At 41.8% G+C, this 14,324-nt stretch carries 11 protein-coding genes; 5 read left to right on the forward strand and 6 right to left on the reverse strand.

Going from position 1 to position 14,324, the window contains the following annotated elements; all coding sequences use genetic code 11:
* Positions 1 to 32: 32 nt before the first annotated feature.
* From MHI15_RS01315 to MHI15_RS01330, 4 genes are all read left to right on the forward strand, one after another.
* Positions 33 to 554, forward strand: coding sequence for a family 43 glycosylhydrolase (locus MHI15_RS01315; protein WP_341164503.1), 522 nt, complete (start codon positions 33 to 35; stop codon positions 552 to 554).
* 20 nt (positions 555 to 574) lie between these two features.
* A complete protein-coding gene (locus MHI15_RS01320) occupies positions 575 to 1,561 on the forward strand; it encodes a phosphotransferase enzyme family protein (RefSeq protein WP_076309723.1) in 987 nt (328 codons plus the stop codon).
* Positions 1,562 to 1,748: 187 nt separating this feature from the next.
* Positions 1,749 to 2,486 carry a glycosyltransferase gene (locus tag MHI15_RS01325; RefSeq protein WP_076280093.1) on the forward strand — a complete coding sequence of 246 codons (738 nt, stop codon included), beginning with the start codon at positions 1,749 to 1,751 and terminating at the stop codon, positions 2,484 to 2,486.
* Positions 2,483 to 3,199 (forward strand): glycosyltransferase family 2 protein, encoded by a 717-nt coding sequence (locus MHI15_RS01330; RefSeq protein WP_341164055.1) that lies wholly within the window; start codon positions 2,483 to 2,485, stop codon positions 3,197 to 3,199. The genes MHI15_RS01325 and MHI15_RS01330 overlap by 4 nt, the downstream gene beginning before the upstream one ends.
* 100 nt (positions 3,200 to 3,299) lie before the next feature.
* Here MHI15_RS01330 and MHI15_RS01335 read toward each other — a convergent pair whose 3' ends face one another.
* Positions 3,300 to 4,910 (reverse strand): S-layer homology domain-containing protein, encoded by a 1,611-nt coding sequence (locus MHI15_RS01335; protein ID WP_341164056.1) that lies wholly within the window; start codon positions 4,908 to 4,910, stop codon positions 3,300 to 3,302.
* Positions 4,911 to 5,004: 94 nt separating this feature from the next.
* Complete coding sequence (locus MHI15_RS01340; protein WP_341164057.1) at positions 5,005 to 6,438, reverse strand: MDR family MFS transporter; 1,434 nt, start codon at positions 6,436 to 6,438, stop codon at positions 5,005 to 5,007.
* A gap of 231 nt (positions 6,439 to 6,669) precedes the next feature.
* On the opposite strand from MHI15_RS01340, the gene MHI15_RS01345 reads away from it, so the two are divergent.
* Complete coding sequence (locus tag MHI15_RS01345; protein WP_341164058.1) at positions 6,670 to 7,383, forward strand: TetR/AcrR family transcriptional regulator; 714 nt, start codon at positions 6,670 to 6,672, stop codon at positions 7,381 to 7,383.
* Between the two features lie 86 nt (positions 7,384 to 7,469).
* Here MHI15_RS01345 and MHI15_RS01350 read toward each other — a convergent pair whose 3' ends face one another.
* The 4 genes from MHI15_RS01350 to MHI15_RS01365 all read right to left on the reverse strand — a co-directional run bounded on the left by MHI15_RS01350 (position 7,470) and on the right by MHI15_RS01365 (position 14,309).
* A complete protein-coding gene (locus MHI15_RS01350; RefSeq protein ID WP_341164059.1) occupies positions 7,470 to 9,071 on the reverse strand; it encodes a hypothetical protein in 1,602 nt (533 codons plus the stop codon).
* The gene (locus MHI15_RS01355) at positions 9,064 to 9,777 is read right to left on the reverse strand and encodes an ABC transporter ATP-binding protein (protein WP_341164060.1); all 714 of its coding nucleotides are present in this window, start codon (positions 9,775 to 9,777) and stop codon (positions 9,064 to 9,066) included. Before MHI15_RS01355 ends, MHI15_RS01350 begins: the two co-directional genes overlap by 8 nt.
* Positions 9,778 to 10,836: 1,059 nt before the next feature.
* Positions 10,837 to 12,576 (reverse strand): ABC transporter ATP-binding protein, encoded by a 1,740-nt coding sequence (locus MHI15_RS01360; RefSeq protein ID WP_341164061.1) that lies wholly within the window; start codon positions 12,574 to 12,576, stop codon positions 10,837 to 10,839.
* Positions 12,573 to 14,309, reverse strand: a complete 1,737-nt coding sequence (locus tag MHI15_RS01365; RefSeq protein WP_341164062.1) for an ABC transporter ATP-binding protein — start codon at positions 14,307 to 14,309, stop codon at positions 12,573 to 12,575. The genes MHI15_RS01360 and MHI15_RS01365 overlap by 4 nt, the downstream gene beginning before the upstream one ends.
* Positions 14,310 to 14,324: the final 15 nt, after the last annotated feature.

The raw sequence follows: 14,324 nt of genomic DNA on the forward strand, positions 1-14,324 counted from the left end.
AGGGTCCTTATCTCCCTATCAGTAATCATCCGATTACCCCTGCTTCTTGGGAGTGCCTTGACGGAACGTTATATGTAGATAAAGAAGACAAACCTTGGATGATCTTTTGCCGTGAATGGATTGAAGTGACGGATGGAGAAATGTATGCCGTTCGGCTGAAGGAGGATTTAAGTGCTACTATTGGCGAACCTATGCTGCTTTTCCAGGCTTCACAAGCTCCTTGGACGGTAGGCGGCAAAGAAGGGCAATACGTAACTGACGGTCCTTTTATGCATCAGACTAGCAGTGGTGAGCTGCTTATGTTGTGGTCTAGCAGTGGAGCTAGTGGTTATGCCATGGGTTTAGCCCGATCCGTCAGCGGTGACATTAGCGGACCTTGGCAACATGATCCTGAGCCTCTTTATGCCAAAGATGGCGGACATGGAATGTTGTTTCGTGATTTGACGGGCAGACTTATGCTGGCCATTCATGCCCCAAATCTCAACCCACAAGAACGACCGCTGCTTATTGAGGTCCAGGAAAGCTCCAGAACGATTTCGATAAAATCATTGTAATGTAGAACGGAGTAGAACCCTTGGAACAAAAGATTAAGTCCTTATTTAATGACCAGATTGTAAGTGCTGCCTGCACGAAATACGGTATCCCCATAGATGAGCTAAGCTTCATTGGCGGATTTCAAAATTTCGTTTATGAATATCAACTTAGCAATCATCAATATATTCTAAGATTTACTCATAGCTCGCTGCGCAGTATAGAATTGTTAACGGCTGAACTTGAATGGATTCTATACCTGGCAGATCATGGCGTTTCCGTATCAAGACCCGTAGGTTCTCTTCTGGGTAATCTAGTTGAGCAAATAGAGATTGGTGATTCATGCTTTATGGTATCTTCCTTTGAAAAAGCACAAGGGAAACGAATAGGTTACCCAGACTGCCTGAAGGATCTAGACCTCTATGAGCAGTGTGGCATGATCACTGGACAAATGCACAGATTAGCAAAATCTTATAAACCACAGTCCAAAAGACATGCGTGGCATCAGAACTACTACCTGCAGAATGTAACCAGGTTTATTCCTCCATCCCAAAGTGGTGTTTTGGAAAGCTGTAAGGCGCTTATGGATCAACTAAAGCATCTCGACGCTAATATAAATACCTATGGTCTCATCCATGGGGATATCAATGTAGGCAACTTTTTGGTCGACAATGGCAAGCTGACCTTGTTTGATTTTGATGAAGCTCAGTACAGCTGGTTTGTAGAAGATATCGCCATTCAACTGTATTATCTAGTCTACGTTTACGGGGATGATAGTATGGAGGACAGGCAGCTTCAATGTCAGCGTTTTATGGAGCATTTTCTAAAAGGCTACGTTAAAGAGAACAGTATTTCAGAAAATGAGCTGAAGCTAATTCCTCTTTTTCTTCGATTAAGAGAGATTATTGTTTATACAGGGATGTACCGGAGTTTTGATATGTCTAACCTAGATGATTGGACCAAAGATTATTTAACGCAGAGTAAGGCGAGAATCGAGAATAGCGTATCCATCATTGAATCTTATTTCTGAACAAACATCCAAAGCGTTTCATATGAATTGTCTCTCTTACAAAACCCACAGCTATCACTGTGGGTTTTGTGTTCTTTAAACAAGTCCATTTTTGCTTTTAAGAGGTTGATATGCCGTTACTCTATCCTAACTTGGACATATCGTATTATGAGACTTTTCCCAAAAATGCATATGAGGGGTTGGTTAAATGAGTGCTGTACCTCACAACAAAGCGAAGCAACAAGGTGTTTCCATTATTACCTGTACCAATCGCCATAATTATTTAAACAACCTACTCCAAAATTTCAGCAGACAAAGATATGCAAATAAAGAACTTATCATTATTATCAATAATAATAAAATTCCACTATCCCCCTACCAAACCTTAGCTAAAAAATACAAAAATATTAAGATATATCGTAAACCTGAACAGCAATCTCTCGGTTCATGCTTAAACTATGCCGTAACAAAATGCAAATATCATACCATCGCCAAATTTGATGACGACGATTACTATGCCCCTCATTATTTGACGGAAAGTATTCTGACCTTAAAAAGAACTAAAGCTGATATCCTTGGAAAACGGGCTCACTATATGTATTTACTAGGTTCAAAGACTTTGATTCTTCGTTTCGCAAATGATGAACACCGAATGGTTACCCATCTCCCTGGCGCTACGCTCGTCTTCAACCGAAAAGTATTCGATCATGTAAAATTTCCTAATAAAAACGTAGGTGAGGATGATCTCTTTTGCAGCAGAAGCAAAAAGAAAGGTTATAAGGTTTATTCTGCAAGTAAAAATAACTTCGTTGCCATACGTAGAAAAAACTCTTCAAAACATACATGGATCATCAGTGATAGTACACTAATAGCTAACCATAAGATCATCCGGAATATTAAAAACTACAGGAATTTTGTTGGACGCCGTCCAAAGATTTCGTTATGAAATTAACTGCTGAATCTACTTCATCTGCTGTGTCTATACTAACTTGTACAAAACGAATGGATTGTATTAAAACAATATTTGATAACTATCAACGACAGAATTTCAAATCTAAAGAGCTTATCGTGATCATTAATAATGATAGCTTGAAAATAGAAGACTATATAAATGCTGCAAAAAAACATAAAAATGTACGGATCTATCAACTACCTGAATATCGTTCACTGGGGTTTTGTCTGAATTTTGGTGTGCACTTAGCGAATTATAGTTGTATCGCTAAATTTGATGACGACGATTATTACTCTGCCAACTATTTAACGGATAGTATGAACATCCTCCATAAAACTAAAGCTGATATCGTTGGAAAACGAGCTCACTATATGTATTTAACTGATAAGAAGCTACTTTTGCTTCGTTATCTTCATATGGAAAATAAACAGGTAACCAATGTTCAGGGTGCGACCCTACTCGTAAAACGAAATGTCTTCCAGCAGATTTCCTTTCCAGATTGGAATAAAGGTGAATGCGTTAAGTTTTGTGCTGATTGCGCTGCACAGGGCTTTAAGATCTATGCAGGAAATAAGTATAACTTCGCTGCGATTCGTAGAAAAAACTCCAAAGATCACACTTGGGTCGTTAGCGACAAGAAACTTCTAGCTCAAAATGTTAAAGTTCTAAACGTGAAAAACTTCAAAAAATACGTAACGCGAGGCTGATTTAATTAATCTAATCCTACCAGCTATGCCTTAGTAACCCAATAAAAAGACTGGACAGCAATATAGCTAAGCGGCTATTCGCATCCAGTCTTTCATATTTTTAAAAAGTATAATCGTAAAATTTCTCTGCATTCCTTAAGCTGGACCATACATCAGAGCTTTCTCCGCCTATATACCAATAAGCTACTCCAGCTAGTTTTTTAGTAACCGCTAAGTTGTATTTTGTTATTAATGAACGCCCATCCTCAATCCAGATCGTATGTTTTATAGCTTGTTTCGAGTAGCCCGCGACATATTGTCCCAGCGAAGGATTCCACACGGGTCTCGATGCATAGCTGCTGATAATCTGATTTTGCTCCGGAAGCGTAATATATTGAGAGGATAAAACCGTCCCCTTCTGGTTCAATGTCCAATCCCGATTATATAAGGGCAATGCCAATATAACTTTTTGACTAGGTACAACTTTTAGGATTGTATTCACAGCCTTTTGATCATAAGAAAGCGAGGCATTGGACCCCGGAACTTGACTCCCGTCATAATGCTCATCATAACCCATCATCACCATATAATTCACTTGCTTGCCTAGGGCAGCATAGTCAAAAGCTTCTGTCCAATCCGTTCCAAGATCAGGAGATACATCCATCGACAGGATAACATCTAGCGAACGCATTTTCTCGGCTAATAAAGTAATAAACGAAGTCAAATACACACGATCTTCGGCCGCTACATTTTCAAAATCTATATTTAGTCCATCTAATCCATATTTACTCACTAAAGCAGCTAACTGATTAACTGCCGTATTCCTTGCGGTTGTACTCAACAGCATCTGATGCGTCGCTTCTTGATCCGATCGATTGCCAACCATCGCCCAGACTTGCTTTTTATTCTTTTTTGCCCAAGTTACCAGCGAGGCGTCTGTCGAATCCGTTACTGCCCCTGTTTTCCCAACATAATACCAACGTGGTGATAATGTGTTGACGTTCGATTGCAGAACATGATTCTCAAATTTTGCCGTCGTGAGACCATACTGCCAGCCTATAACAATACGTTTGTCCGGATTACTTTCCAGCTCTGCCGCCCAGCTTGTATGTTGCAGCACCCGATCCATCAGCACTGCCGTCTCTTGCCTGGTTATCGGGTCCGCGGGTCGAAAATTCCCGCTATTATCGCCTTTCATTAATCCGCGGTCATTAACCTTAGCAACAGCAGCACTTGCCCAGCTAGCAATTTGTTGCCGATCCTTAAAATTAGTTTGTGCGGCAGTTGCAGTGTTTGTTTGCTTTAGAGCTTTGGCTATCCACACAGCCGCTTCCTGCCGAGTGACTGCTTTTGCGGGTGCAAAAGTAGTTGCCGAAGTGCCGTTCGCCAGTTCAAGCTGAACCGCAGCCTGAATCCAGCCGTAATACCAAGCGCTTTTGGCTACGTCGGTATAAGGAGATACCGGACTCAACGCTGGATCAAGCTTCAACAGTCGATCAAGAACTGTTATAAATTCAGCTCTAGTAATCGATTGAGTAGGTGAAAATTTAGTATTCGAGGTGCCAGTTAATATATTCCGGTTATATAAATCTATGATTTCTTTTTTTGCATAACTAGTGTTTATATCGTCAAAAGGAACCCCGTTATCGGCCGATATATGCTGAATAAATACTCCGGCGGCTAGCACGACAGCGAGGGTTATTATAGTAAATCTAGCAAATATATTTTTCACGGGTTAAGAGATTCCCCCTTGGTTATCAATCTTTGAATTATACCAAGGATACAATCAATAAACATCGCTAAAATATTGGTAGAGTACGATAGGATCAGCTCTTCGGATTACGCAAAAAGAGACTAAGAACCACACCACACAGCGCCAAGCCCAATGAAACTAGGAACGTGTCGTGGAATCCTGCAACCATAGCCGCTGAGGGTAGTTTCTGATTCCCTTGACTCATATGTGTAGCTATATTGGAAGTCAATAAGCCCGACATTATAGCGACAGCAAAGGAACCCACAATTTGTTGCGCAGAGGCAGTAAGTGGGGTAACACGGCTGATCAGATCCTTCGGAGCGGCCTTAAGCACATGTGTACCGAGCTGCATAGTAGTTAATCCTTGGCCAAGTCCCATAATGGCAAAATAACTGATCATAACGTATACACTTGTATCATTTTGTAAACGTGACAAGAGAAAGAGTCCGGTGGACAGCAGCACAAGTCCAGAGAACACAACGGGCCGAGCTCCATACTTATCAAATAACTTTCCTCCAATAATCATGCCAGCAAAGGATATTAATGCTTGGGGAATTACTAAAAGCCCCGATTCAAAGGAAGAAAAACCTCTGACCTGCTGCAAAAAAATTGGAATTAACAGAATCGAACCAAATAAGGCGAACTGATTAATCCAGGTCAAAATCATACCTTTACTAAATTCTAGAGATCGAAAAGAGCGAAGTTCCAATAACGGTTCTTTTTGGCGCAATTCCACGAAAATAAACAAGGCTAAAGCAATGAAGCTGAACGCAAGAGATATAATCGTTATACGATCCCCCCAGCCATCTACTCCCCCTCTATGCACCCCAAATACCAAGCTGGAGAAGGCGAGCGGTGATAAAATCACACCCCAAATATCCAATTTAGCTTTATTCCCCTTCTCTATTACCGGAAGAAATTTCACTCCAACAATCATTGCAATAATGCCAATGGGAACATTAATCAGAAAAATCCAATGCCAGCTGGCATATTCCAACAGCCATCCTGACAGTACAGGACCAAGAACAGGCGCAATTAACATCGGTAGTCCAAGCAATCCCATGATTGAACCTCTTTTATCGGGAGGTGCGATTTTGAATGACATAGCCATACCAATTGGAGCAATCATCCCTCCGCCTAATCCCTGCAAAATACGAAAGATTATCAGCTCTGTTGTGGATTGTGCCATAGAGCATAATAAAGAACCTATGGTAAACAATACGATCGAAGCTAAAAAAACACGTTTGGCAGTGAACTTATCCGAGAACCAACCGGCCAATGGGATAATTACGGATAAAGCCAGCGTATAACCCGTAATGGCCCACTGTATTGTTTTTAGGCTGGCATCAAAGGTTTTTTCAAGCTGCGGGATCGCTACATTCATAATTGTACTGTCGAGCATAACCAGCAGCATTCCTGTTATAAGTGCCAGTATTACGGGAAGTATTGCTTTTATAGAAAATTCTTTGGTGACTGATTGGGATTGTTCCACTTGAAGATTACTCATGGGTCTATACACATCCTTTTTAATTTTTACTAATAAAATTGCTAACTGCTGCCTCCTTTTTTTAAAAAATCGCACCTTTAAACTAACAGTGTAAGATTAATATAGCACCCGTTTATTTGCTTGTAAATAAAAATATCTAACAGTGTAAGATAAAGCAGTAATCTAACGATGGTAGACCAGCCATTCATCTTCGCTTATGATAAAGAAAGACAGTAACAGGAGGTCGTTTCGATGAGAATCAAAAATCTGCAAATCACTGAACAAGATATAATAAAAGCTTCTTGGGTGCTGTTGGATGATATCGGCATAGAGGCATTTAGTATGCGTAAATTAGCAGAACTACTAAAAATACAAGCCGCCTCTCTGTATTGGCATTTTAAGAGTAAACAGAGCATTTTCCAGACGCTTGCTAATGAGGTCGCCAAAGAAGCCCTCGAAACTGCGAATCTCGAAGGTACTTGGCAAGAACAGTTATTTAATTTTGTGGACCGAATTCGTGGGGTTTTACATAAGTATCCTTGCTCGGCTCAGCTGATGATGAGAACCTTGCCTTCTGAACCTAATTATCTATCTTTACTGAATACTTTGCTTCAGATCGTGGATCATCTTCCTTTAAGCGATAGTGATAAATTCTCCTTGATTGCATGCGTGTTAAACTATGTAATCTCATTCGAATTGGACAAATATGAGCAGGATCGAATAGACTTAGCCATGAAAAATGAACCTAATGGAGATGCTAGAGTGGTTTTTAAACAATCGCTTGAGCACTTAACCGGGGATGGACCTAATGTTATAAAACGAATGTACGAAAACAATATTTTTAATGAAATTGGCTCCGATAAGATGTTCTATACAGGTCTAAAAATAATGGTGGGCGGAATTGAACAGTTAGCTAATGAGCGACAAGAACAACAAGAACAACAAGAACAACAAGAGCGACGGTAGAACTTAGGGATTTTTCACGAAAATAAATCTTGCACAAAAAAAAGGGCATCCCAGCAGCCAATTTCGGCTTTTGGAATGCCCTTTTTTTAAAGAGCCCGAAATAAAAATTCTCCTGTGGACTGGATGTATCTATACATCACTCCACACGCCACTAATATCACCACACCAATACCTAACATAACGAGATTACCATTTAGATCAGATAAAAGAAAACTCAAACCAAATGGAATCAGCAAGCTGATAAATCCTATAATCATCGCTACAAGGACCGAAGCACTTTGTTTAATTACAGAGACTTCATTGGTCCACTCCAGTTTAGGAAGCTTCAAGTTTACGATCACACCTACCATTGCGGTAAGACAAGCGTATAGGACGGGGATTATTAGCAATAACAAGCTCTCCATCCAGCCAGTGCCCAGAGAAATCATAAGAAGCACACTACTAACAATCACAATCGGCACAGTAATGGTGAGATTCACTGCGATTTTACTTAATAATATAGTTTTTGTCGGAACGGGAGCGCTTTTTAAAATCCAAATATGGTTACCTTCAAGCGAAATCGAACTCGAGGTCGTACAGCTTAATGCTACAAAGAGGGAAACAAATAGTGGCGCCAATCTGCTTAGATAATTAGAGAGTTCTGGTATCTCAATAATCTTTCCTAATTGCTCTGAGCTAACAAACAGTAAGGTGATCGCCATGACAAGTAGCATTACCATACCAATACTTGTATTTAGCACATATATAGAAGAACTGAAATAGCGGCGCAGCTCTTTTTTATACAATGTGTAAAGCGGTGAAGAGACTGCAAGTGACCTCATTTGATACTTATTCTTTGAGTAAGAAGTCGTAAGGCCTGTGTGTATTGCTTTATATTTGCTGCCAAGAATAAGGGTAAACAGCATAAAAGAAAGTAATGAAATTCCTATAAATAATAGTAAAGGAGCTACCTGATACGAGCAGACAGCATCTACATACATGACCGTCAAAGGATATAAGTTAAAGATTTGATCGCCAATTTGTGTGCTCATATCTGCAATTAACTGCGGGTCATTCCCATTCATTTGGCTTGAACCCAAAATAATAACAATGATTACGGCAAAAGTCAGAATGAGACTTATTAAACGACTTCCTTTAAACCGTGAGGAAATCCAACTAATCAATGCCCCTATAATCGTTGCAGCAATGATCGGCACTAATGGGATAAATAGCAGCGTTATCATGAAAAATAAATAATACACTACTGCCGGATTTACCTTTATTGCATAAACTACACCTGCTGGCACCATCACCATCAATGAGAACAGTATATTCAGCACGTAGAGCTGAACTACACGGCTTGCTACGATATGGCTCGTTTTGATAGGCAGCGACATTACGAGATCGTAATCTTTGGACCCAAATAATACCCCACTCGCCTTATAGATCGTTGTAAAAAATCCAATCAAGCAAGTAACAGCCATCATAATCGCAAGCAGCAGCTCTGGCCGGCCTATCTGTTCAAGGGTCTCTGCTATCATGAAGCTATATCCAAACGAAACCACTGCCATCATGACAATCCCTATTAAGATACCGATGCTCAGCAAAAGCATTTTTCGTCTTTCTTTCATATCTCGTGTATGCAAAGCTTTATTTAACCCAAAGGATGAGATTAGCTGAATTTTCGTCAATCTCCAGATATTAATCATGTTTTATCAACTCCAAAAACACATCTTCGAGGCTGCTGTCACCCTTCACCTTTTCTGTTTTCCCATGAGTGATCAATTCACCCGCTTTGATAATGGCGATCTTATTGCAGAGCTTCTCGGCCACGTCCAGTACATGCGTCGAAAAAAAGATCGCACTGCCCTGGCTGCAAATCTCCGCCATAATTCTCTTGAGCGTGTGTGCCGCTTTTGGATCAAGTCCCACAAAGGGTTCATCCAGAACTAGCAGCTTCGGTTTATGAATAAGCGCAGAGATAATCGCGAGTTTCTGTTTCATACCATGAGAATACGCGGAGATCAAATCCCCCAGATTAGAGGTAATCTCAAATTCATCGCTATATTTCTTTATCAGTAACTCCCGATCCGCTTTCGATACGCTAAAAAGATCACCAATAAAATTCAAGTACTGAATGCCCGTCAGATGATCGTATAAATCCGGATTATCTGGAATATACGCAGTAATCGCTTTGCAGGCTAAGGGATCTTTTTTAATGGAGTACCCACCAATCTCGATATCCCCCTCCTCAAAATCTAAAACTCCGACCACTGCTCGGATAGTCGTTGTTTTCCCTGCACCGTTATGACCGATAAAGCCGTAGATATCACCTTTTTCGACCACCAAATTCAGATCATTTACCGCCTTCTTGCCACCCTTATAGCTTTTGGTAAAATGTTTGATTGTCAACATCTTGCCACTCCCCTTCCAATCTCATAACACTCTCAATATGCCATATTTACTGTAGCTTCGTCGTCTTCAATATACGTTTCTTATAATACGTTTAGCCCGTCCAGATAGTTCATTCGTTTGCAAATATTTTATTTTGAGAATTTCACCTCTAACGGGTGGGATAAAATTACGATTAAGTGCAGCACGGTCCGTAAGGACAAACAAACTACTTTGGTGACGATGAGATAGTTAACTTTGGAACGCTAAGCGAACTACTTTCTAATCATTCTACTCCGGATCAGAAGCAATCTACCTTTGGTAGTGGCAGCCATTGCTACGTATCGGACCGAGGCGCCCTTATTTCGCAAATTCACGCTCTTTTCCACCCCGTTCGGACTCAGATGCAGCTATTGTGCCACATCCGCTCCTTTTTGCTGCAAAATCAGGCGAATAAGTGCTATGCAGTCCGTTACTTTGAAAAAAGGCACCAAAAACATCATTTAGCTGCAATACGGTCCGCAAGGCTAAACAAACTACTTTGGAACGGTAAACAAATTACTTTAGTGACGATGAGCTAACTACTTTGGAACGCTAAGCAAACGACTTTCTAAGCATTCTACTCCAGAACAGAAGCAATCTACCTTTGGTGGTGGCTGCCATTGCAACGTATCGGACCGAGGCGCCCTTATTTCGCAAATTCATGCCTTTTTCCACTCCGTTCGGACTCAGATGCAGCTATTTTGCCATATCCACTCCTTTTTCCTGCAATTTCAGCTAGATAAGCGCTATGCAGTCCGTTACCTCGAAAAAAGGCGCCAAAAACACAATTTAGCTGCAATACGGTCCGTAAGGGTAAACAATTACTTTGGAATGATAAGCAAATTACTTTGGTGACGATGTGATAGCTATTTTGGAACGGTAAGCAAATTACTTTGGTGACGATGTGATAGCTACTTTGGAACGTTAAGCAAACTACTTTGGTGACGGCGGGCTACACCCAAACCAAACAAAACTAACACAACCAAAAAAAGCATTCATCCCCAAATTCGGGATTGAATGCTCTTTTTCTAAATGCAAAGTCTAAGCTGATGCGAACTGACTGTTATATAATCTGGCGTAATATCCACCGCTGGCTAGGAGTTGGTCATGCGTGCCACTTTCGACAATGTCTCCGTCCTTCATGAAAAGAATGAGATCCGATTCTCGAATCGTTGACAAACGGTGAGCAATTACAAAGCTGGTCCGACCAGCGATCATTTTTAGAAAAGCCTTCTGAATCCGTACCTCAGTCAGCGTATCAATACTGCTGGTGGCTTCATCCAAAATGAGCATAGGCGGATCTACGAGCATCACTCGTGCTATGGTAAGCAGCTGCTTTTGTCCTTGCGACAAATTATCTCCTGAGCCACTGATCTTTGTATCATATCCCTCAGGCAGGCGTTTAATGAAGCTATGAGCATTTGCAGCCTTAGCAGCAGCGATGACCTCTTCTTCGGTAGCCTCAGGTTTGCCGTAGGCAATATTTTCTCTAATCGTGCCGCCAAACAGCCAGGTGTCCTGCAACACCATCCCGAAATTACGCCGCAGACTGTCACGGGTAATCGTCTTGATATCCACACCGTCAATCTTGATGGAACCCTTATCCACATCATAAAAACGCATAAGCAGATTAACCAGTGTGGTCTTCCCCGCTCCCGTCTGCCCTACAATTGCAACCCGGGTACCTGGTTTCACTTCCAGACTGAAATCATTAATCAGAGGACGTTCAGGATTATAAGCAAAGGATACTTTTTCAAAGGTAATCGTCCCTTGGCTTGTATTCATAATTTTGGCGTCTGTTGCATCCGCTGGTTCAGGCGAGAGGTCTAGAATGGCGAAGATCCGCTGCGCTGATGCCGTTGCCGATTGAAGCTGCGTAATCACACCTGTAATTTCATTAAACGGCTTAGCGAACAAGTTGGAGAAGATCAAAAAGCTGGACAAATCCCCTACCGTCACAAGCCCGCGAATCACCATAACACTACCGATCATCGCGATAACAGAGAAGGTAATATTATTTACTAACCGTGTTGTCGGATTGGACAAGGAACCGTAAAATTGTGATTTCACGCCAGTCTGGTACAAAGTCTCGTTTCGTTCTTCAAACTGGATCAGTGCACGGTCTTCAAAATGATAAGCTGTGACCACTTTTTGTCCGCCAATCATTTCCTCCACGTATCCGTTGAGACCGCCCAGAATTTTAGCCTGCTCCTTAAACATCTTCTGGGAGCGCATCGTAATGAATCTTGCCACAAAAAATGTAACGGGTGCTGACAGAAGAACAACTAGGGTCATTAAAGGACTAATGTACAACATAAGTACAATTGCCCCCACGATAGTGATGATCCCCGTGAGCAGTGTTGAGAAGCCTTGCAGCAGTCCATCAGAGACCGCATCCATGTCATTAACAAACCGGCTGATGCTGTCCCCTTGCGGGTGGTTATCGTGAAATTTTAACGGCAAAACATTTAATTTATCAAAAAGCTCCCGCCGTAAGTCATATACAGTCCGATAGGCAATTCGATTAGTCAGGTAGGTAAGAAGCCATCCGAAAAAGCTGCCGACAATATACACCCCTGCCAGAATCAAAAGCAGTCTAAGTACGGCGTCAAAATCAACCTCTCCCGGCCCGATCATAAAATCGATGGCGCTGCCGATGAGCAGCGGGCCAATTAGACTGGCAATCACACTGAGTATTGCGCAGATTACTGCACCTATAGCTATTTTTTTATAATGCCCTGTGTATACAATAAGTCTTTTCCAAATGTTGTTTTTGTTCATTGGCCCGACTCCTCACTTGATAGCTGGGACAGGCAGATTTCTTTATACTCTTCACAACCACGCATCAGTTCCTCATGGGTTCCGACACCGGCGATCCGCCCTTCCTCAAATACCATTATTTTATCCGCTTGTCTTACAGTGCTTACCCTCTGCGAGACAAGGAGTACGGTCATTTCCTGACTGCTCTCTTTGAGAGCCTTTCGAAGTGCCGCATCTGTGGAGAAATCCAGCGCACTGGAGGAGTCATCCAAAATAAGAATCGATGGCTTTCCTACTACTGCACGAGCTATGGTTAAGCGCTGCTTTTGTCCACCGGATAAATTTAATCCCCCACGAGATACTTGCGTATTCAACCCTTCAGTTAATTTACGTATAAACTCCTCCGCTTGAGCAATAGAGGCTGCCTGCATGATTTCTTCCTCAGTTGCATCTTCCTTGCCCCAACGTATATTCTCAGCGATCGTTCCTGTAAACAGCACAGCTTTCTGCGGTACAATCCCGATCTTCTCACGAAGTTGATGCAGCTTATAATCTCGGACATTCACACCATCCACTTTTACTTCACCTTGCACCGCATCATAAAAACGAGGGATCAAATTCACAAAAGTAGACTTACCTGAACCCGTACTGCCAATCAGGCCCACGGTCTCTCCGCGATTAATTACTAGAGATATATCCTCTAATGCCGATTCACCTGTCGTATTATACCCAAAGGATACGTGATCGAATTGTATAGCAGGGGCAGCATGGTCAGGTTCAGCAATCACAGCATTTCCTTCCTCAGACACGGAGACCTTAACACCCAGCACTTCATTTACACGATTAGCTGAGGATGAGGCTTTGGTAAAAATAATGACCAAGTTGGAGACCACTATCAGCGCCAGCAAGATTTGAGTGATGTAATTGATGAAGGCAATGATCTCCCCTTGAGACAATCGGCCCCCATCGATATGAATTCCGCCTACCCACAAAATAGCAATGATCGCCGCATTTACTACAAGTGTAGTCATCGGCCCAAGCAAAGCAGATATCCGCGAAACCCGGATCGCTGTAGTAGTCAAATCATCGGACGAAGCATCAAAACGTTCTTTTTCTGTACGTCTTTTGGCAAAAGCACGAATTACTCGAATCCCCGACAAATTCTCACTTAGTACGAGCGCAAGGGCATCCAGCTTCTGCTGGTATTTTCGGTACAAAGGAGCACTGCGGGTGATAATAAAATATAAAATAATGCCAAAAACCGGTGTTGCCGCTATTAGAATCAGCGATAATCTAAAATCCAAAATCATGGACATTAGGATAGCCCCGATGCAGATAAACGGCGCACGAATAACTAGACGAATTAGCATAGCCACAGCAATTTGCAGCTGGTTTACATCATTGGTAATCCGATTAATCAGTGTAGGCGTACCTAAGGTATCCAGCTCAGCATACGACAAAGAGGTGATATGTCTAAACATCTTATTGCGTAGTGTCGTACCGAATCCCTGTGAAGCCCGGGCTGCATAGTATTGGCATACCATGGAGCAGCCGAAGCCAAGCAGTGACATCAGCACCATTAGGCCACCCATGCGGTAAACATAGGCGCTGTCATGATTACCAACCCCGTTGTTGATGATCAATGCGACAATGGTAGGCAAAATCAGCTCCAGAATCGCTTCCATCAGTTTGAAGATCGGTCCAATGATCGCTTCTTTTTTGTACGGCTTTAAATATACTGCAATTTTGAACAAATTCATCCACACCCA

Origin of the sequence: Paenibacillus sp. FSL H7-0918, assembly GCF_038007025.1 — a bacterium.
Lineage (GTDB): Bacteria > Bacillota > Bacilli > Paenibacillales > Paenibacillaceae > Paenibacillus_AQ > Paenibacillus_AQ odorifer.

Bases quoted from the DNA above. Each gene is read 5' to 3' on its own strand.
- MHI15_RS01325 (WP_076280093.1), top strand. From the start codon at position 1,749: ATGAGTGCTGTACCTCACAACAAAGCGAAGCAACAAGGTGTTTCCATT.
- MHI15_RS01330 (WP_341164055.1), top strand. From the start codon at position 2,483: ATGAAATTAACTGCTGAATCTACTTCATCTGCTGTGTCTATACTAACT.
- MHI15_RS01340 (WP_341164057.1), bottom strand. From the start codon at position 6,438: ATGAGTAATCTTCAAGTGGAACAATCCCAATCAGTCACCAAAGAATTT.
- MHI15_RS01345 (WP_341164058.1), top strand. From the start codon at position 6,670: ATGAGAATCAAAAATCTGCAAATCACTGAACAAGATATAATAAAAGCT.
- MHI15_RS01350 (WP_341164059.1), bottom strand. From the start codon at position 9,071: ATGATTAATATCTGGAGATTGACGAAAATTCAGCTAATCTCATCCTTT.
- MHI15_RS01355 (WP_341164060.1), bottom strand. From the start codon at position 9,777: ATGTTGACAATCAAACATTTTACCAAAAGCTATAAGGGTGGCAAGAAG.
- MHI15_RS01360 (WP_341164061.1), bottom strand. From the start codon at position 12,576: ATGAACAAAAACAACATTTGGAAAAGACTTATTGTATACACAGGGCAT.